Consider the following 18,129-nt stretch of genomic DNA (forward strand, 5'->3'; position numbering starts at 1 on the left):
ACATACCTTTACCTGCCATTTGGGGCATTTGTAGCGCCCTTTCATAAATTAATAAAGTTAATTAATAAATTGACAACCTGACACGAATCGCCTCTTTTGCGGTCATTCGCCGATGGTTCGGTCTGCGCCGCAGGCAGGCAAACGGCCCTAAATTTCTGGGAGGAAATCATGAAAAAACTGCTTATCTCGACGGCACTTGTGGCCATCACCAGTGTCGCTGCCACATCGGTCCAGGCGCAGGGCGTCTCGGCCTGTTTGATCACCAAGACCGATACCAACCCGTTCTTTGTCAAGATGCGCGAAGGTGCCGAAGCCGCTGCCGCCCAAGCCGGCATCACGCTGCGGTCCTATGCCGGCCGCGTTGATGGTGACCATGAAACGCAGGTTGCCGCCATTGAAACCTGCATCGCTGATGGCGCATCCGGTATCCTGATCACCGCGTCGGACACATCGTCCATCGTCGGTGCCGTCACGCAGGCCCGCGATGCCGGTCTGCTGGTGATCGCGCTTGATACACCGCTGGAACCGATCGACGCTGCAAACGCCACCTTTGCCACCGACAACTTTCTGGCGGGTGAACTGATCGGCCAATGGGCTGCTGCCTCGCTGGGTGACGCGGCTGGCGATGCACGCATTGCGATGCTGGATCTGGCCGTCAGCCAGCCATCGGTGGACGTGCTGCGCAACCAGGGCTTTTTGCAAGGCTTCGGCATTGATCTGGGCGACGCGAACCGGATCGGTGATGAAACCGATGCGCGTATCGTCGGCAATGACGTGACCGCAGGCAACGAAGAAGGCGGTCGCCGCGCGATGGAAAACCTGCTGGCCATCGATCCGATGATCAACGTGGTCTATACGATCAACGAACCCGCCGCCGCCGGTGCCTATGAAGCTCTGCGCTCGATCGGCCGTGAAAACGATGTGCTGATCGTGTCGGTCGATGGTGGCTGTCCCGGTGTGCAGAACGTCGCCGACGGCGTGATCGGTGCCACATCGCAGCAATATCCGCTGCGGATGGCCGCCCTTGGGATCGAGGCGATTGCCGCCTTTGCCGCCGATGGCACGATGCCTGAAAACACCCCCGGCAAGGATTTCTTTGACACTGGCGTCGCCCTTGTCACCGATATCCCCGCCGATGGTGTTGACAGCATCAACGTCGCCGAAGGTCAGAACCTGTGCTGGGGCTAAGCCTTTAAGACACCCGATGATAATGGGGCGGAGAAATTCCGCCCCTTTTTCCACCCCCGCGCTAGACTGCGGGGACCAAGACCGCAGGGGAGGCGCGCCATGTCCAGTCAGAAAGATGATTTCGAAGCCGTGGTGAAAACCGGCGCTCCTGGGACTGTCGCAGCCTTTGCACCCGCGCGCAAAGGCGGGCTGGCACAGATCCAGCACATGCTGCACCTGCAACCCGCGCTGGTGCCGCTGTTCGTGCTGGCGATGTCGATCCTGACCTTTGGGCTGCTTTTGGGCACCAAATTCTTTTCGCCTTTTGCGCTGACGCTGATCTTGCAGCAGGTGCAGATTGTGGGCATCGTCGCTGCCGCACAAAGCCTTGTGATCCTGACCGCAGGCATCGACCTGAGCGTTGGGGCCATCGCCGTTCTGTCCAGCGTCATCATGGGGCAATTCACCTTCCGCTACGGTTTGCCGGTCGAGGTGGCCGTTTTGTGCGGGCTGGCCTTTGGCACCGCTATCGGCACGCTGAATGGCTGGCTGGTCGCGGTGATGAAGCTGCCGCCCTTTATCGTGACATTGGGCATGTGGCAGATCGTGCTGGCCGCCAATTTCCTGTATTCGCGCAACGAAACCATCCGTGCGCAAGATATCGAAAGCCAGGCGTCGCTGCTGCAGTTTCTTGGCACGACCTTCAAGGTCGGCGCAAACGATGCGGGGCAGGGCGGTGCCACCTTTACCTATGGCGTGATCGCCATGGTGCTGATTTTCGTCATCCTTGCCTATATGCTGCGGCACACCGCCTGGGGGCGGCATATCTATGCCGTGGGCGATGACCCTGACGCGGCACAGCTGTCAGGCGTGAATGTGCGCGCGACGATTATTTCGGTCTATGCGCTGACCGGCTTTGTCTGCGCCATCGCGGGCTGGGCCTTGATCGGGCGGATCGGCAGCGTCAGCCCGACATCAGGGCAATTGCTGAATATCGAAAGCATCACCGCGGTGGTGATCGGCGGCATCAGCCTGTTTGGCGGGCGCGGGTCGATCCTTGGCACGTTCTTTGGCGCGCTGATCGTGGGGGTGTTCACGCTGGGCCTGCGGCTGGCGGGCGCGGATGCGCAATGGACCTTCCTGCTGATCGGGGTGCTGATCATTGCGGCGGTCGCTGTGGACCAATGGATCAGAAAGGTATCAGGCTGATGGAACCGATTCTTCAAGGGCGCGGGTTGGTCAAACGATACGGCCGTGTGACCGCGCTGGACCATTGCGATTTCGATCTTTACCCGGGCGAGATTCTGGCCGTGATCGGCGACAATGGCGCCGGCAAGTCATCGTTGATCAAGGCAATGTCTGGCGCCATCATCCCCGATGAAGGTGATGTCATGTTGGAAGGCCGCAAGGTCAGGTTCACCTCGCCCAACGATGCGCGCCGCGAAGGGATCGAGACGGTCTATCAGACGCTGGCGATGTCACCTGCCTTGTCGATCGCAGACAACATGTTCATGGGGCGCGAATTGCGCAAACCGGGGATCATGGGCAAGGTGTTCCGCCAGCTTGACCGGCCGCGGATGGAAAGGCTCGCCCGCGAAAAGCTGACCGAACTGGGGTTGATGACGATCCAGAATATCAATCAGGCGGTGGAAACGCTGTCGGGTGGCCAGCGTCAGGGCGTCGCCGTGGCGCGTGCTGCGGCCTTTGGGTCCAAGGTCATTATCCTGGACGAACCCACCGCCGCACTGGGCGTCAAGGAATCGCGCAAAGTGCTGGAACTGATCCTTGACGTGCGCGCGCGGGGGATCCCGATCATTCTGATCAGCCACAACATGCCGCATGTCTTCGAGGTGGCGGACCGCATCCATATCCACCGTCTGGGCAAGCGGCTGTGCGTGATCAATCCGGGTGATTACACGATGTCGGATGCCGTGGCCTTCATGACCGGTGCGCGCGAGCCTGAAACGGCCGCCTGACGCGCGCCGGCGCATCACCGCATGGCACAAGATCATCATCCAAGGCGGATATGGCGGGCTTAACGCGACGTCGTTGACAACCGGGGCGCGTGGCACCACGCGCAGATCCGCAATTGAGCCAACCCGTCAAAGCCGGTACATGTTTTTATGCGCCAATGATGTGAGAGCGGCTCAATGTTCGAAGTCATCTGTATCTCTTTTGCATTCTTTTTTGGGCTAGCGGTACGGCAAGTCGGCTTGCCACCGCTCGTTGGCTTTCTTGCCGCGGGTTTTGCGATAAATGCAGTAGGGCCAAGCCTTGGTGTGCCGGAGGAGACCGGCGAGATACTGAAATATGTCGCGCATTTGGGCGTGCTTTTGCTCTTGTTTGCGGTCGGCCTGAAATTGCGCGTCGAACAGGTGTTCCAGCCGCAAGTGCTGGCGGGGTCGCTTGTGCATTTTGCAGTGACGGCAAGTGTCTTTACCTTGGGGCTTGCCGTGTTCTTGCAGCTTGATTGGAATACCGCGTTGCTGCTGGCCATCGCGCTATCGTTTTCATCGACGGTGTTCTCTGCAAAGATCCTGGATGCAAAACGTGATCTTGGTTCATTTTATGGCCGTACCGCCATTGGCATTTTGATTGTTCAGGACGTTATTGCGCTGGTGGTTCTGGGGATATGGAGCGGGCAGACGCCCACCGTTTGGGCGCTGGGCGTCTTTGCAATTCCGCTGCTGCGACCTGCCCTGCACCGGTTGCTGGATTTCACCGGCCATGACGAGCTTTTGGTCCTGATGGGGATGCTGTTGGCGCTGGTCGTGGGGGGGATGGGGTTCGAAAGTCTGGGCCTGAGCGCTGAAATCGGTGCGCTGGTCATGGGTCTTTTGTTATCGACGCATCGTCGCGCAAAAGAATTGTCCGACGCGCTTTGGGCGTTGAAAGAGGTTTTTCTTGTCGGGTTCTTCCTGCAGATCGGGATGTCGGGTCTGCCGGATCTGGATGATCTCGTTTTTGCCGGGGTCTTTGCACTTGTTCTGCCGCTCAAGGGGGTGCTGTTCTTTTTCCTGTTCATTCTGTTTCGCATGCGCGCCCGCACGTCTTTCATGGCCGCCGCCAGCCTGACCGCCTATAGCGAATTTGGATTGATCGTCGCGGCAGGTGTGCTGACGGAATGGCTGGTGCCGCTGGCTGTCGCGGTCAGCCTGTCATTTGTGGTATCCGCGCCATTGAACAGGCTTTCACAAAGGTTTTTCGACCGCTACGAAGACCGCCTGCAGCGGTTCGAACTGTCGCGGGTTCATGTTGATGAATTACCCACCGATCTTGGCAATGCGCGCATCTTGATCCTTGGTATGGGGCGCATCGGAACAGCGGCCTATGATCATCTTAGCCCGGTTTGCGACCGGATCGTGGCGATTGATGCTGACACCTACAAGACCACGGCACATCGCGCGGCTGGCCGGAACGTCTGGTTTGCAGATGTCGAAGATGCCGGTTTCTGGCGCGGCCTTGATATATCCCTGCTGAAGGTGGTGATCCTTGCCATGGACAATGTCGAGGCAAAGGAATGTTCAGCCCGCGCGCTGCGCCGTAACGGGTTCGAGGGGGCGATCGTGTCGCATGCGCTGTTTGAAGACCATATCGACCGCCTGACATCCGCGGGCGCGACCCATACTTATCTGACGATGAATCAGGCCGGGATGGGGCTTGCCGATCATGCCGCACGCGCGATCGCACTTGCTGTGCCGGGCGATGACGGCGCGTGATTTTGGCGCGGAAGTTGTGACAATCTGATGCTGATGAACGAGAAGCCGAAAAAAGTTGCGCGTCATGGTGACAACATCGCTGTGAAAACAACCCAAACCGGCCTTGTCAGACTTGCCTTGGTCATGGAACAGATGGGCATCGCCACACCGCGCAGATGGCGTCTGATACGAATGCCCGTCAGAAACGGGCGGCGATCTTGGCTCATCGCCCCGCAGCAACCGCCGACAATTTGAAGATACAGAAAAATGCAAATCTCTCGACACGCCAGATTATCCATTGCCCCGATGATGGATTGGACCGACCGGCATTGCCGTTACCTGCACCGGCTGATGTCGCGGCATGTGCTGGTGTATTCCGAAATGGTCACAGCCCCCGCCGTGATCCATGGCGACCGCGACCGTCTGATCGGCTATGGTCCGGCGGAACATCCGGTGGCTTTGCAATTGGGCGGGTCCGATCCTGCGCTGCTGGCGCAGGCGGCGCGGATCGCAGCCGACATGGGCTATGACGAGGTCAACCTCAATTGCGGCTGCCCGTCGGACCGCGTGCAATCGGGATTCTTCGGTGCGGTGTTGATGGAAAATGCCGCCCTTGTCGCCGAATGTGTCGCGGCAATGATCGCGGCGGTTGATATTCCGGTGACCGTCAAATGCCGGATCGGGGTTGATGACCAGACCCCGTCCGACGTGCTGCCCGATTTCATCGCGCGGGTGTCGGCGGCGGGGGTGGACCGGTTTTCCATCCACGCGCGCAAGGCGTGGTTGCAGGGTCTCAGCCCCAAGGAAAACCGCGATATTCCACCCCTTGACCATGATCTTGTGATCGCGATGAAGGCGCTATTTCCGCATCTGCACCTGTCGGTCAATGGCGGGATCACGTCCCTGGATCAGGCGCAGGACTTTCTGGATCGCGGGTTGGACGGGGTGATGATCGGGCGCGCGGCCTATCATACGCCCTGCGATATCCTGCTGGATGCCGATGCCCGCATCTACGCCGACCCTTCGGGCCGCAGTGCCGAGGATGTCGTGCATCTGATGCTGCCCTATATCGCGGAGCATCTGCAAAACGGCGGGCGGCTGGGGCAGATCACGCGCCATATGCTGGGCATGTTCCAAGGCCGGCCGGGGGCCAAGGCGTGGCGGCGGCATCTGTCCGAACATGCGCATCAGGACGGAGCGGGGCCGCAGACCGTGTTGGCCGCCCTTGCCCATGTGACGCAAGCGGCGGCCTGAGCTCTGGTCATTTCCAGACCTCAGGTGTAGCGATAGCGCCAAAGCAGGCGGAGAACGCGCAATGCCCGAAACGATGTTATTGGTCCAGATGGCCCTGTTCTTGCTGGTGGTCGGGGCCTTTGCCGGGGTTCTGGCCGGGCTTTTGGGCGTCGGTGGCGGGATCGTGCTTGTGCCTGCCTTTTTCTATGTCTTCTCGGTTCTGGGTTTCGATAGCCCGCAGCTGATGCAGATATGCCTTGCGACATCGCTGGCCACGATCATCGTCACATCGGTGCGGTCTTTGCTGGCGCATCATCGCAAGGGTGCCGTTGATTGGGCAATCCTGAAAAGCTGGGCTCCCGGTATTGCCATTGGCGCGGTGATCGGCGTCATGGTCGCCGCGTCTTTGCGATCGGGGACGTTGCAGGTGGTCTTTGCGACACTGGCCGCGACCGTGGCGATCTACATCACCTTTGGCAAAAGCCATTGGCGGCTAGGTCCGGTGATGCCCGGCGGCATTCTGCGCGCGGTGCTGTCACCGGTGATCGGTTTTCTGTCGGTGCTGATGGGGATCGGGGGCGGATCTTTTGGTGTGCCGATCATGACCCTGTTCAATGTGCCGATCCACCGCGCGGTGGCGACAGCGGCAGGGTTCGGCGTGATCATCGCCACACCCTCTGTCGCAGCGTTTATGCTCATCGACATCGCGGTTGCCCCGCCTTTTACCATCGGCGCGGTCAACCTTGTGGCTTTCGTGCTGGTCATCGCAATGACGTTGATCACGGCGCCCTGGGGGGCGGCCCTTGCGCACCGGACCGATCCAATCCGCCTGAAACGGGTCTTTGGGGCGTTCCTGATCCTTGTGGCGCTGAACATGCTGCGCAAGGCTGTCGGCTGGTGATACAAACGCTGCACGATGACGGTTTTGCCGTTCTGCCGCATGATCCGGCGGTGGCGCGCTGGGCTGTTGCGGCCAATGCGGCCTGCGACCAGATGCTGCAACGCGGCCCGCCGCTGCGCCATGGCGGGACATGGTGCGTCGGTGTCGATGCGCTGGACAATGGCCCCGACGGGTCGGTGGACGGTGTGCCGCTGGCGGGCGCGTGGCGCGATCTGGTGCCTGTGCCGGACCATTGGCACCGCGCGCAGCTGTCGGTGGTCTTTCCGGGCTATCCCGCGCAGGACGCAGGCGATACCGACGCCGCCCATGCCTTTCGCGTCAACCGCTGTGCTGCGCATGTTGACGGATTGCACGCCGAAGGCACGCCGCAACGCCGGCATCTGCGCGAAGCGCATACCTTCATTCTTGGGCTGCCGCTGAACCCCAGTATGGCCAGCCCCTTGGTCGTCTGGCCGGGCAGCCACACCGTCATGCGCGCGACCTTTGCCGCCTGTTTTGACGGGGTGCCGCCGACGCATTGGGGCGACATTGATGTTGCCGCCGCCTATCAAGACGCGCGGCGCCGCGTGTTTGCCAGCTGTCCGCAAGTGGCGGTGACAGCGCTGCCCGGGCAGGTTGTCATGCTTGACCGGCACCTGTTGCACGGGGTGGCACCTTGGGATGCATCAATCACCGATCAATGCCGCAAGCTCGCCTATTTTCGCCCGCTGGGGGCTGTTGCGGACTGGCTGTCGCCGTCTTTCCGGCGCGCCTTGTAATCATTCAGCGATTTGCCTGCCTCGGCCACGAACAGGCTGGGCAGCACCCGCAGGGCGGTGATCTGATCGACACGGATCACATCGAAATCGCGCCGTTTTTCGCACCAGACCACGCAGGTCCACAGCCGCCCCCAGTATTCCAGCTGCAACGGCCGCACCGTCCGGTCTTCGCCCTGCAAGGTCAGTGCGAGTTTCTGGCGCGTGCGCACGGCTTGGCGCAGGCGGGGCAGATGCTGGAACCCGCGCGCGGCATCCGCAAAAGGATAGATCGCAAACCCATGCGCAGGCGCGCTAGCGGGATTTTCGGGCATCACGGCGTCCAGCTTTGCCAGCAGCTGGCGCGCGGCCTGCGCAAGATCGGGATCGTCGGCCGCCCCCACGGCGGACAGGCCCAGATGCAGCGCCTCGACCTCGGTCAGGGTCAGGTTCAGCGGGGGCAGGGTGATCGCGGCGGTCACGCGATAACCGATCCCGCGTTCTCCCGAAATTGGCACGCCAGAGGCGGCCAGCGTTTCCATGTCCCGGTAAATACTGCGCAAGGACACGCCCACCGCCGCCGCAAGGTCTTGGGCGCGGTGCAGGCTGCCATCGCGCAGGATCTGGACCAGCTGCATCAATCTATCGGCGCGGCGCATGGATGTCCTTTCAGCGCGATCGTTGTGCCAGTATTCTGGCAACTGACAGTTATTTGGCACAAAGTGGAAATAGATCATAGAAAATAGGGTGCTTAGGGCATCATTTTTTTGGAATGATCTCTTTCCTTGGCTCTTGGATAGGCATAGAAACCATCATCTGTGACAAGGGCGCATCCCGCCAGAGGAGAGAGACATGCTCAATAATATCGGCCTTCCCGGCCTTATCCTGATCGCGGTTGTCGTGCTGGTCCTGTTCGGGCGCGGCAAGATTTCCAGCCTGATGGGCGAAGTTGGCAAAGGCATCACCGCATTCAAGCGTGGCGTCGATGACAGCAAGAAAGAACTTGACGATAACCTTGCCGAACCACGCGATGTGACCCCCGAAGACCAAAAAGCCAAAGACAAAGTCTGAACAACACCCCGAAGGGATAGCCAGCCATGTTTGGTCTCGGCATGAGCGAAATGGTGCTGATCGGCATCGTGGCCTTGATTGTGATCGGGCCAAAGGATCTACCGGGCATGTTCCGGGCCTTGGGCCAGTTTACTGGCAAGGCCCGTGGCATGGCGCGTGAATTTTCCCGCGCGATGGAAGCGGCGGCAGATGAATCTGGCATCAAGGACGTCAGCAAGACGATCCGCGCGGCGTCTGACCCCAAGAAATTCGGCGTTGATGCGCTGAAGGACGCGACCAGCTTTACCAAGGGTCCAGCGACGCAGGAACTGGCCGCGCAGCGCAAGGCGGCCAAGGCCAAAGCCGATGAGCTGGCCAAGACCACGCAGGAAAATGCCGCGCGCGCGGCGGTCAAGACGGCTCCAGCAAAGACCCCGGCGCCAAAGCCCGAAGCCCCGGCAGCTGTGGCAGACACACCAAAGGACAAGGCATGAGCAAGTCTGACGAGATCGAAGACAGCTCTGCCCCGCTGATCGAACATCTGGCTGAATTACGCACCCGGCTGATCCGGTCGGTGCTGGCGTTTATCGTTGGCATGATCATCAGCTTTACGGTCTGGAACCCGCTGTTCAACTTTCTGACGCTGCCGCTCTGCGATGCGCTGGCCGCGCGTGACCAATCCTGCGATCTGCAATTCATCGCCCTGGAAGAAGGTTTCTTTGTCGCGATTTCAATCTCGCTTTTGGGCGGGCTGATTATCGGTTTTCCGATCATTTCCTACCAATTGTGGCGCTTTGTGGCACCCGGCCTTTACAAAAGCGAACAGGGGGCGTTTTTTCCGTTTCTGGTCGCCTCGCCTTTCATGTTCTTTCTGGGGGCGGCCTTTGCCTATTACGTCATCACGCCGCTGGCCTTTGGGTTTTTCCTTGGGTTTCAGCAACCCGGCACCGTGATGTCGGGCACTGATGGCAGCACACAGGCGGCGGGTATCCTGTTTCAGGGGTCGGCCAAGGCTTATTTGAGCCTGACAATCAAATTCATCGTGGCATTCGGCCTGTGTTTCCAGCTGCCCGTGCTGCTGACGCTGATGGGCAAGGCGGGGCTGGTATCGGCCCGCGGCCTGCGCGGCACGCGCAAATATGCTGTCGTCGGCATCTTGATCGTTGCCGCCCTTGCCACGCCACCGGATGTGATTTCGCAGGTGATCCTGTTTGTCGTGGTCTACGGCCTTTACGAAGTGTCGATCCAGCTGGTCGCGCGGGTAGAGCGCAAGCGCGAGGCGAAACTGCGCGCCGAAGGTCTGTGGGATGATGACCTGCATGGCGATGGCGCGATGGATGATGAGCCAAAGTCATGAGTAAAGACACTTTGAAACGCATCGCACGCGCATTGGAGCGGATGCATCCTGCCCCGCAGAAAGCGCCCGATTTTGCGGCCGCCTCGGCCTTTGTCTGGCATACGCAGCCTGACCGTCTGGAACCCGTCGGCCGGATCAATCGGATCGATGTGTCCTTGCTGGTGGGCGTCAACCGGTCGCGTGATACGCTGTTGGCCAATACCCAGCGCTTTGCGGCGGGGATGCCTGCGAATAACGCGCTGCTTTGGGGTGCGCGGGGCATGGGAAAATCAAGCCTTGTCAAGGCGATCCACGGCGCTGTTCAAGCGGAACATCCCGCGCTGAAGCTGGTCGAGGTTCAGCGCGAGGATCTGCCCAGCATCACTCGCTGTCTGAACCTGCTGCGCAGCTCGGATGCGCGGTTCATCCTGTTTTGCGATGACCTGTCTTTTGGCCATGACGATGCGCATTACAAATCGCTCAAGGCGGTGCTGGATGGCGGGATCGAAGGGCGGCCAGACAATGTGGTGCTTTATGCGACCTCGAACCGGCGCCACCTGATGCCGCGCGACATGATTGAAAACGAACGCTCCAGCGCGATTTCACCCTCCGAGGCGGTCGAGGAAAAAGTATCTCTGTCGGATCGTTTCGGGCTTTGGCTGGGGTTTCATCCCTGCGATCAGGACGATTATCTGGCGATGATCCGGGGCTATTGCGATGCTTTCGGCGTGACCATCGACGATGTGACATTGCGCGCCGAGGCGATCGAATGGCAGGCCACACGCGGCAGCCGGTCAGGCCGCGTGGCCTGGCAATATTTTACTGATCTGGCAGGACGGCAGGGCGTGCGTTTGCCGTAAGGTGGATCTTGATCCACCTTACCTAGGGCAGGAAATCCATCGGATCGACGCTTTGCAGCCCGCGCCGCACCTCGAAATGCAAAAAGCTGGGGTTGCCAGCGCGCACCTTGCCGATGACCTGTCCGCGGCTGATGCTCGCATCCTTCTGCACGGTCAGATTGTCCATCTGCGTATAGACCGTCAGCAAACCATCGGCATGCCGTATCACCACGATGGACCCGCCCGATGTATCTGTTGTGACGGCAGCCACACTGCCCGCGTCGGCGGCGCGCACATCGGTGCCTGCAGGGACGCCAAAATCGACGCCTTCATTGGTGCCGGGCGCATAGGCGCGGATGATGCTGCCTTGTACGGGCGCAGCCAGCCGGCTGGCGCTGGCGGCCGCAGGTGCAGGTGCAGGGGCGGGCGTGCCGGTGTCGGGTGTCTGCGGTGCGGCGACAGGGGCTGTCGCTGCCGGCAACGGTCGGGCTGCACTCGGTGGTACGGGGGTTTCGCTGCCTGCGCCCGGCGCCGTCACAACAGCGGCTGGCGCACGCTGTGGGGTGGCACCGCCTTGCGGGATCAGCAGGTACTGGCCTTCGCGGATGGTGAATTCCGAATTCAGCCCGTTCCACTCTGCAATCGCAGTGACCGGCACATTGTAAAGCCGCGAGATCGAGAAAGCGGTTTCCCCGCGCACGACCTGATGGCGGATCGGTTCTGCACCGATGGCGGCTGTGGCGGGCGCGACAGCGGCGGGCGGTGCTGCCTGGTCAGCAGGGGGCAGTGCGGTTGCGGTGATTTGACCGCCTTCAGCGTCCGCACGGTCCAGCGCCGATGTCGCCACCGCGGCCACATCAAAGGGTTGCTGCGCTACGGGCGCATCTGGGGCGATGGCGCCGTCCGGCAAGCGGCTCGGCAAGGCCACGATCTCGTCACGGCGCAGGATCGTATCAGGCTCGATTCCGTTATATTGCGCCAGCGTGTTGGCATCCAGACCCAGCCGGATCGCAATGCCACGGATCGTATCGTCCTGCTGGGCCACCACAACCTGATAGGTGGGATAAGAAATCACGCCGCGGTCATCCGGGCGGGGGCGCTTGGGCAGATCCTGAACGGCACTTGCGGTGCTGAACCCGTTGCCCAGATCGCGCATATCAGGATCAAATCCTTCGCAGGCCGCAAGAGCAGCCAATGCAACGCTGGTCAGCAATAGGGTTCTGATGGTGCTTTGCCCTTGGGCCATTCTACCGCTCCTTGTGCTGGGTCGTCCCTTGTTGCCTGGACGATACCTTATTTTGTGGCAGTTTACTCTTGTCCGAGCCCTTCTAGCAAGGGCACAAACCGGACAGCGCGCAATTCGTCATATTCATAGCCAGTGTCAAGCCGGGTCACGCGGATCAGGCTTTGCACGGCGTCTGATTGTCCGACAGGCAGCACCATGATCCCGCCCACGCGCAATTGCGCCAGCAAAGGCCCCGGCGGGTCTTCAGCGGCGGCAGTGAGCAGAATCCTGTCAAACGGCGCCTGATCAGGCAGGCCATGGCTGCCATCGGCGGTAAAGGTGATGATATTGGCGATCTGTTGATCAGCAAAGATCTGGCGCGCCTTTTCGGCCAAGCTGCGATAGCGGTCGATCGTATACACCCTGCGCGCAAGCTTGCTCAGGATTGCGGCCTGATAGCCGGACCCTGTCCCGATCTCCAGCACCTTGTCGCGCGGATTGACCTGCAAAGCCTGCGTCATCAACCCTACGACGGAGGGCTGCGATATGGTCTGGCCGCAGGCGATGGGCAGGGGCATGTCTTCATAGGCGCGATCCGCGAAAATGCCCCGCACGAATGCGGCGCGGTCCACCTGTTCCATCGCGGTCAGCACGCGGGTATCGGTGACACCCTTGCTGCGCAGCGCATAAAGGAACTGCATCTTGGTATCCGCGTCAAAGCTCACGCCAGCGCCTCTTGCAGCAGGGGTAGCATGGCGCGGTCAGTCAGGTCCGCGCGCATCGGGGTGACGGAAATATAGCCATCCAGATTGACGGCGGCATCGGTGCCGGGGTCTGTTGGCACATCCTGCGTGCCGCCGCGCACCCAAAGAAAACGCCGCCCACTGGGCGAGGTTTGCGCCTCGGCGGAAAAATGCGTGCCGCGCCGGAACCCTTGGGCGGCGGCGCGCATGCCTTTGACATCCGCACCGGCAACAGGCGGGAAATTCACGTTATAGAACAGCCGGTAATCGGCCTCATCCCACAGATCGCGCGCCATCAACCGGCGCACGACATCCGCGCCATGCTGTATCGCTGCATCGAACGGATCAGCCAGATCGCGGTTGTCAGGGCCGAAGTATTGCGACAGCGCGATGGCGGGAATGCCTTGCAACGCGGCTTCCATCGCACCGCCGATCGTGCCGGAATATAGCGTGTTTTCCGCAGCATTATTGCCCCGGTTCACCCCTGACAGCACCAGATCGGGCCGCGCGTCGTGCATGACGTCGTAAAGCCCCGCGATCACGCAATCGGCCGGCGATCCTTCGGCGGCAAAGCGGCGGGGGGCCAGTTCGGCGATCATCGTAGGATGGGTATAGCTGATGCAATGGCCGACGCCCGATTGCTCGAACGCGGGGGCGACGGTCCAGACTTCGCCGGTTGGTCCTGCGATATCCTGTGCGATGCGGGTCAGCACCTGTAGGCCGGGGGCGTTGATGCCATCGTCATTGGTGATCAAAATACGCATGCGCTGCCCTTTGCTGTTGGCAAATACCTAGGCCAGCAGCCCTGCGGCGGCAAGCCGCGCAAGGCGTGCCTGCCTCCCACGTCCGCCTTTGTGGCGCAAAGGACCCAGAGGCCGGGTCAGTCAGCCAGTATCTGGGGCAAAAGCCGTGCGGCCTCTGCGGTCGGCTCGGTCAGGGTGCTGCGATCCTCGCCGGGATAGAACCGCGCACGGGTAGCGGTCGGCATCGGCGCGGGGGTGAGGATCTGCACGCGCGGCCCGGTCTTGACCGTTTCCGCCTGCCAGCTGCGCGCCAGGGCGATCTGTGCGGCCTTGGTTGCGCCATAAGCGCCAAAAAACTGCTGCCCGCCGCGCGGATCGTCAAAGAACACGGCCTTGCCGGTCTGGCCCAGCAAGGGGCTGACATAGGCGATCAGTCGGGCGGTGGCCTCGACATTGAACGTCATGGATTTGGTCAGGTCCTTGGGGCCGATATGCCCCGCAGGGGCCAATGGGGCGGCATGAACGGCGGTGTGCAGCCACATATCAAGCTTGCCCCAGCGGTCGAATATCCCCCGGCACAGCTGCTGCATGGCGGCATCAACGGTGATATCCATCGGCGCCAGCGTTGCCGCCCCGCCAGCGGCCTGCACCGCATCGTCGAGTTCTTCCAGCGCGCCCACGGTTTTCGCCACGGCGATGATGTGATGGGTCGGCGCCAATTGGCGGGCAAGAGCCGCGCCCAAACCGCGCGATGCGCCGGTGATCAATACAATCTGTGTCATGGCGCGTCTGTCCAACGAACGCAGCCCCGCGTCAAGAGGGATCAGTGCCGCGCTATTGCGCTGCCGTCTTGGTCTGGAACCCGTCTTCGATCATGTCGGACGGCGCAACGGGGTATTCGCCGGAAAAACATGCGTCACAATAGGCAGGCGATGCCGGATCGCGCCCGTTTGGCTGGCCCACAGCGCGGTACAACCCGTCAAGCGAGATGAATTTCAGACTATCCACCCCGATATGCACGCGCATTTCTTCTTCGGTCATGGTCGCGGCCAGCAATTTGTCGCGCTGCGGCGTGTCCACCCCGTAAAAACAGGGCCATGCCGTGGGCGGGCTGGCGATGCGGAAATGCACCTCGGCGGCACCCGCATCAAGGATCATGTCCTTGATCTTTTGGCTGGTGGTGCCGCGCACCACGCTGTCATCGACCAGAATGATCCGCTTGCCGCGCACCAGCGCGCGGTTGACGTTCAGTTTCAGCCGCACACCCATGTTGCGGATCTGCTCGGAGGGTTCGATGAACGTCCGGCCCATATATTGGTTGCGGATGATCCCCATCGCATAGGGAATACCCGATTGCAGGCTGTAACCAATCGCCGCAGGCGTGCCGCTATCGGGCACCGGGCAGACCAGATCGGCGTCAACCGGGGCTTCTTTTGCCAGTTCGCGGCCGATGTTTTCGCGGGTTTCGTAGACCGACCGGTCCCCGAGGATCGAATCAGGCCGGCTAAAATAGACATGTTCAAAAATGCAAAACCGCGATTTCGCGCGGCGGAACGGGAAATGGCTTTGCACGCCTTTGTCGCTGATCACGACCATTTCGCCCGGTGCGATGTCGCGGATGAATTCGGCCCCGATGATATCAAGCGCGCAGGTTTCCGACGACAATACCCAACCGTCGCCCAATTGCCCCAGCACCAGCGGGCGCACACCCAAAGGATCACGGCAACCGATCAGCTTTGTGCGGGTCATGGCGACGATGGAAAACGCGCCTTCGACCTTGCGCAGGGCTTCTTCCATCCGGTCGGGGATATTGCGGCCCATGGACCGGGCCATCAAATGGATGATACATTCGCTGTCCGACGAGCTTTGGAAGATCGACCCGCGTTCGATCAATTCCTTACGCAGCGCGCGCGCATTGGTGAGATTGCCATTATGCGCAATGGCGGCACCGCCCATGGAAAATTCGCCAAAGAACGGCTGAACATCGCGGATAGCGGTCTGGCCTTTCGATCCGGCGGTGGAATAGCGCACATGCCCGATCCCGATGGTGCCGGGCAGGGTTTCCATGACTTTCTGGTTGGTGAAATTATCGCGCACCAGCCCCATGCGGCGGGCCTGGTTGAACCCTGTCGCGGGGTCATGCGTGACGATGCCACCCGCCTCTTGGCCGCGATGTTGCAGCGCATGCAGCCCAAGGGCCACAAAGTTCGACGCATCAGTGATGCCGACAACACCGAAGACGCCGCATTCCTCGCGCAGCTTGTCGTCATCAAAGGGATGGGTGGGAAGGTCTTTGCAAGACAATGGGCTGCTCCGAATCCGTGGGAGGGCAAGTTGCCTCTACTTAGTCGCTGGCGGCGCGGGTGTCACGAAACGATCATGAAGATCTGTATCAAAGCGTGCCTTGAATCAAAAAAGCCACCGCAAAGTTGCGATGGCTTTGGTCGTTGACCCCTATCTTGCGCTTATTCGGTGACGGGGGCAGGCGCCGTGATCGGCGTGATTTCGGTTGCGGGTGCGCCACAATTGCCGACCAGGTCCTGATATTGCTGGGTGATCCAGCCAAGCGCCTGTTCGGGGTTTTGCGCCTCGATCCGCGCGGTCAGCTGGGCAAAGACATCGGCTGACCGGCTGTTGTCAATCGCGGCGATCTGTTGGGTCGCAAAGATCGTGTCATAAACAAAGAATGCGACTGCGACCAACAAGATGCCGCGCAACACGCCAAAGAAGAACCCAAGCCCCTGATCGATCCCGCCAATTGCGGATCGCTGCACAACGCTGGAAAACAGCGGCGTAAAGATCGACACGATCACCAACGCCAGTGCAAAGACCGCCGCAAAAGCCGCGATGATCGCAAGTTCGCAGCTGTCACCGATGAAATCGCCGACAATCGGGATCTGCCGCACCAGCGGTTCGACCTGTGGCGCAAAGGTAAAGGCGATGACAGCCGCACCGATCCAGCCCAAAATCGCCATGGTTTCGCGCACAAGACCACGGCTGTAGGCAAGCACTCCCGAAAGCAATATAATGATTGCCACGCCTGCGTCGACGAGTGTGAAACCGTCCATGCTTCGTCTTCTCCTACCATGGGCGCATTACCGCGCGCCGAATACGTCTTCTACAAATGCGGCCAAATCATGGGCTTGGCGCAGATTTATCCCCTTGACCGCGACCTGCTTGGCCTGCTGCGGGGTGATCGCAGAGGTAAAACCAAGTTTCTCGGCCTCTTTCAATCTATTTTCGGTTTGCACCACTGGGCGCAGCGCACCTGACAGGCTGATTTCCCCGAAAATCACTGCATCCGACGGCACCGCCGCATCCTCGCGCGCGGATACAAGGGCCGCGGCAACTGCAAGGTCTGCGGCCGGTTCTGAAATCCGTAATCCCCCGGCGACATTCAGGTAAACATCCAATCCGGTGAACGGCACGCCACAGCGCGATTCCAGTACTGCAAGGATCATTGCCAACCGCCCGCCATCCCAACCGACGACCGACCGGCGCGGCTGGCTATGCGGTGAGGGTGCGACAAGCGCCTGTATCTCGCACAGCATCGGGCGCGTGCCTTCGATGCCCGCGAAGACGACCGACCCTGGGGCAGGCGCGCCGCGTTCGGACAAAAACAGCGCCGACGGGTTCTTGACCTCGGCCAGCCCCTTGCCGGTCATCTCGAACACGCCGATTTCATCGGCGGGGCCAAAGCGGTTTTTCACCGCGCGCAGGATCCGAAACTGGTGGCCACGTTCGCCTTCGAAATAAAGCACGGTATCGACCATATGTTCCACGACGCGCGGGCCCGCGATGCTGCCGTCCTTGGTGACATGGCCGACCATGACGACCGACATGCCGTTGCGTTTGGCAAATGTCGTCAGCTCATGCGCCGATGCGCGGACCTGACTAACGCTGCCTGGCGCGCTGTCGACATGATCGGCCCACATGGTCTGGATGGAATCGATAATCGCCAGATCGGGCTTTTCCGCCTCCAGCGTGGTCAGGATGTCGCGCAGATTGGTTTCGGCGGCCAACCTGACAGGGCTTTTTTCCAGCCCCAGACGGCGCGCGCGCATCTGCACCTGTGCCGTCGATTCCTCGCCCGAGATATAGATCACCTTCAGCCCGTTGCGCGCGAACCGGGCGGCCGCCTGCAACAGCAGCGTTGATTTGCCGATCCCCGGATCGCCGCCCACCAGCAGGGCCGATGCCTTGACAAGCCCGCCGCCCAGCACGCGGTCAAGCTCGGCCACACCGGCCTGTGTGCGCGGCGGTTCGGGTTCGTGCGTGTCCAGATCAATCAGCGGGATCGGCTTGCCGCGTAAGGCACCCAAAGATTTGCCTTTGGGTCCGCTGGCTAAAGCCTTGTTTTCGCTGATTGTGTTCCATGATTGACAGGCATCGCATTGCCCCGACCATTTGGAATAGGCGGCACCGCATTCAGAACAAGTAAAGGAAAGGTCTTTTGCCAT

19 protein-coding genes are annotated in these 18,129 nt (G+C 60.9%); 11 read left to right on the plus strand and 8 right to left on the minus strand.

Features of this window, described 5'->3' with window-relative positions; translation table 11 throughout:
* Window positions 1–168 precede the first annotated feature (168 nt).
* The 7 genes from SKA53_RS02430 (at window position 169) to SKA53_RS02460 (ending at window position 7,757) form a co-directional block, all read left to right on the plus strand.
* Entirely contained in the window at window positions 169–1,188 is a 1,020-nt protein-coding gene (locus SKA53_RS02430) for a sugar ABC transporter substrate-binding protein (protein ID WP_007204457.1), read from the plus strand.
* A gap of 99 nt (window positions 1,189–1,287) precedes the next feature.
* Window positions 1,288–2,376, plus strand: coding sequence for an ABC transporter permease (locus SKA53_RS02435; RefSeq protein ID WP_007204458.1), 1,089 nt, complete (start codon window positions 1,288–1,290; stop codon window positions 2,374–2,376).
* Window positions 2,376–3,143, plus strand: coding sequence for an ATP-binding cassette domain-containing protein (locus tag SKA53_RS02440; RefSeq protein ID WP_040482758.1), 768 nt, complete (start codon window positions 2,376–2,378; stop codon window positions 3,141–3,143). Before SKA53_RS02435 ends, SKA53_RS02440 begins: the two co-directional genes overlap by 1 nt.
* A 174-nt stretch (window positions 3,144–3,317) precedes the next feature.
* A complete protein-coding gene (locus SKA53_RS02445; RefSeq protein WP_007204460.1) occupies window positions 3,318–4,886 on the plus strand; it encodes a cation:proton antiporter in 1,569 nt (522 codons plus the stop codon).
* A 246-nt stretch (window positions 4,887–5,132) separates the two neighbouring features.
* On the plus strand, window positions 5,133–6,119 hold the full coding sequence (gene dusA, locus SKA53_RS02450; protein WP_081440108.1) for a tRNA dihydrouridine(20/20a) synthase DusA: 987 nt from the start codon (window positions 5,133–5,135) through the stop codon (window positions 6,117–6,119).
* 61 nt (window positions 6,120–6,180) lie between these two features.
* A complete protein-coding gene (locus SKA53_RS02455) occupies window positions 6,181–6,999 on the plus strand; it encodes a sulfite exporter TauE/SafE family protein (RefSeq protein ID WP_007204463.1) in 819 nt (272 codons plus the stop codon).
* Window positions 6,996–7,757, plus strand: a complete 762-nt coding sequence (locus SKA53_RS02460; protein WP_007204464.1) for a hypothetical protein — start codon at window positions 6,996–6,998, stop codon at window positions 7,755–7,757. Before SKA53_RS02455 ends, SKA53_RS02460 begins: the two co-directional genes overlap by 4 nt.
* Here the strand turns inward: SKA53_RS02460 and SKA53_RS02465 are convergent.
* Window positions 7,694–8,392, minus strand: coding sequence for a helix-turn-helix transcriptional regulator (locus SKA53_RS02465; protein ID WP_007204465.1), 699 nt, complete (start codon window positions 8,390–8,392; stop codon window positions 7,694–7,696). The two genes, SKA53_RS02460 and SKA53_RS02465, sit on opposite strands and share 64 nt — an antisense overlap.
* A gap of 193 nt (window positions 8,393–8,585) precedes the next feature.
* Between SKA53_RS02465 and SKA53_RS02470 the strand changes: the two genes are divergently transcribed.
* Genes SKA53_RS02470 through SKA53_RS02485 form a run of 4 tightly spaced genes read left to right on the plus strand, consistent with a single transcriptional unit; the run spans window position 8,586 to window position 10,979 of the window.
* Window positions 8,586–8,804 (plus strand): twin-arginine translocase TatA/TatE family subunit, encoded by a 219-nt coding sequence (locus SKA53_RS02470; protein WP_007204466.1) that lies wholly within the window; start codon window positions 8,586–8,588, stop codon window positions 8,802–8,804.
* 26 nt (window positions 8,805–8,830) lie between these two features.
* Window positions 8,831–9,277 (plus strand): Sec-independent protein translocase protein TatB, encoded by a 447-nt coding sequence (gene tatB / locus SKA53_RS02475; protein WP_040482759.1) that lies wholly within the window; start codon window positions 8,831–8,833, stop codon window positions 9,275–9,277.
* Window positions 9,274–10,140, plus strand: coding sequence for a twin-arginine translocase subunit TatC (gene tatC, locus SKA53_RS02480; protein WP_007204468.1), 867 nt, complete (start codon window positions 9,274–9,276; stop codon window positions 10,138–10,140). Before tatB ends, tatC begins: the two co-directional genes overlap by 4 nt.
* Window positions 10,137–10,979, plus strand: a complete 843-nt coding sequence (locus SKA53_RS02485; RefSeq protein WP_040482760.1) for an ATP-binding protein — start codon at window positions 10,137–10,139, stop codon at window positions 10,977–10,979. Before tatC ends, SKA53_RS02485 begins: the two co-directional genes overlap by 4 nt.
* A 22-nt stretch (window positions 10,980–11,001) precedes the next feature.
* Here the strand turns inward: SKA53_RS02485 and SKA53_RS02490 are convergent, their stop codons facing one another.
* The 7 genes from SKA53_RS02490 to radA all read right to left on the minus strand — a co-directional run bounded on the left by SKA53_RS02490 (window position 11,002) and on the right by radA (window position 18,129).
* The gene (locus SKA53_RS02490) at window positions 11,002–12,204 is read right to left on the minus strand and encodes a peptidoglycan DD-metalloendopeptidase family protein (protein WP_007204470.1); all 1,203 of its coding nucleotides are present in this window, start codon (window positions 12,202–12,204) and stop codon (window positions 11,002–11,004) included.
* Between the two features lie 62 nt (window positions 12,205–12,266).
* Window positions 12,267–12,908, minus strand: coding sequence for a protein-L-isoaspartate(D-aspartate) O-methyltransferase (locus SKA53_RS02495; protein WP_007204471.1), 642 nt, complete (start codon window positions 12,906–12,908; stop codon window positions 12,267–12,269).
* Window positions 12,905–13,690: a 5'/3'-nucleotidase SurE gene (surE, locus tag SKA53_RS02500; RefSeq protein ID WP_007204472.1), complete on the minus strand. Its 786-nt coding sequence runs from the start codon at window positions 13,688–13,690 to the stop codon at window positions 12,905–12,907. Before surE ends, SKA53_RS02495 begins: the two co-directional genes overlap by 4 nt.
* Before the next feature lie 116 nt (window positions 13,691–13,806).
* A complete protein-coding gene (locus SKA53_RS02505) occupies window positions 13,807–14,451 on the minus strand; it encodes an SDR family NAD(P)-dependent oxidoreductase (RefSeq protein WP_007204473.1) in 645 nt (214 codons plus the stop codon).
* Window positions 14,452–14,503: 52 nt separating this feature from the next.
* On the minus strand, window positions 14,504–15,973 hold the full coding sequence (gene purF / locus SKA53_RS02510) for an amidophosphoribosyltransferase (RefSeq protein WP_007204474.1): 1,470 nt from the start codon (window positions 15,971–15,973) through the stop codon (window positions 14,504–14,506).
* A gap of 161 nt (window positions 15,974–16,134) precedes the next feature.
* Entirely contained in the window at window positions 16,135–16,737 is a 603-nt protein-coding gene (locus SKA53_RS02515) for a CvpA family protein (protein ID WP_007204475.1), read from the minus strand.
* Window positions 16,738–16,764: 27 nt separating this feature from the next.
* The gene (gene radA / locus SKA53_RS02520; protein ID WP_007204476.1) at window positions 16,765–18,129 is read right to left on the minus strand and encodes a DNA repair protein RadA; all 1,365 of its coding nucleotides are present in this window, start codon (window positions 18,127–18,129) and stop codon (window positions 16,765–16,767) included.

The sequence above is a fragment of the Yoonia vestfoldensis SKA53 genome, from assembly GCF_000152785.1.
Taxonomy (GTDB): domain Bacteria; phylum Pseudomonadota; class Alphaproteobacteria; order Rhodobacterales; family Rhodobacteraceae; genus Yoonia; species Yoonia vestfoldensis_A.

Coding starts and splice junctions, on each gene's coding strand:
- radA (WP_007204476.1), bottom strand. CDS start 18,129: ATGGCAAAAGACCTTTCCTTTACTTGTTCTGAATGCGGTGCCGCCTAT.
- SKA53_RS02470 (WP_007204466.1), top strand. CDS start 8,586: ATGCTCAATAATATCGGCCTTCCCGGCCTTATCCTGATCGCGGTTGTC.
- tatB (WP_040482759.1), top strand. CDS start 8,831: ATGTTTGGTCTCGGCATGAGCGAAATGGTGCTGATCGGCATCGTGGCC.
- SKA53_RS02455 (WP_007204463.1), top strand. CDS start 6,181: ATGCCCGAAACGATGTTATTGGTCCAGATGGCCCTGTTCTTGCTGGTG.
- SKA53_RS02505 (WP_007204473.1), bottom strand. CDS start 14,451: ATGACACAGATTGTATTGATCACCGGCGCATCGCGCGGTTTGGGCGCG.
- SKA53_RS02440 (WP_040482758.1), top strand. CDS start 2,376: ATGGAACCGATTCTTCAAGGGCGCGGGTTGGTCAAACGATACGGCCGT.
- SKA53_RS02490 (WP_007204470.1), bottom strand. CDS start 12,204: ATGGCCCAAGGGCAAAGCACCATCAGAACCCTATTGCTGACCAGCGTT.
- SKA53_RS02430 (WP_007204457.1), top strand. CDS start 169: ATGAAAAAACTGCTTATCTCGACGGCACTTGTGGCCATCACCAGTGTC.
- tatC (WP_007204468.1), top strand. CDS start 9,274: ATGAGCAAGTCTGACGAGATCGAAGACAGCTCTGCCCCGCTGATCGAA.
- SKA53_RS02445 (WP_007204460.1), top strand. CDS start 3,318: ATGTTCGAAGTCATCTGTATCTCTTTTGCATTCTTTTTTGGGCTAGCG.
- SKA53_RS02435 (WP_007204458.1), top strand. CDS start 1,288: ATGTCCAGTCAGAAAGATGATTTCGAAGCCGTGGTGAAAACCGGCGCT.
- SKA53_RS02515 (WP_007204475.1), bottom strand. CDS start 16,737: ATGGACGGTTTCACACTCGTCGACGCAGGCGTGGCAATCATTATATTG.
- dusA (WP_081440108.1), top strand. CDS start 5,133: ATGCAAATCTCTCGACACGCCAGATTATCCATTGCCCCGATGATGGAT.
- SKA53_RS02465 (WP_007204465.1), bottom strand. CDS start 8,392: ATGCGCCGCGCCGATAGATTGATGCAGCTGGTCCAGATCCTGCGCGAT.
- SKA53_RS02485 (WP_040482760.1), top strand. CDS start 10,137: ATGAGTAAAGACACTTTGAAACGCATCGCACGCGCATTGGAGCGGATG.
- surE (WP_007204472.1), bottom strand. CDS start 13,690: ATGCGTATTTTGATCACCAATGACGATGGCATCAACGCCCCCGGCCTA.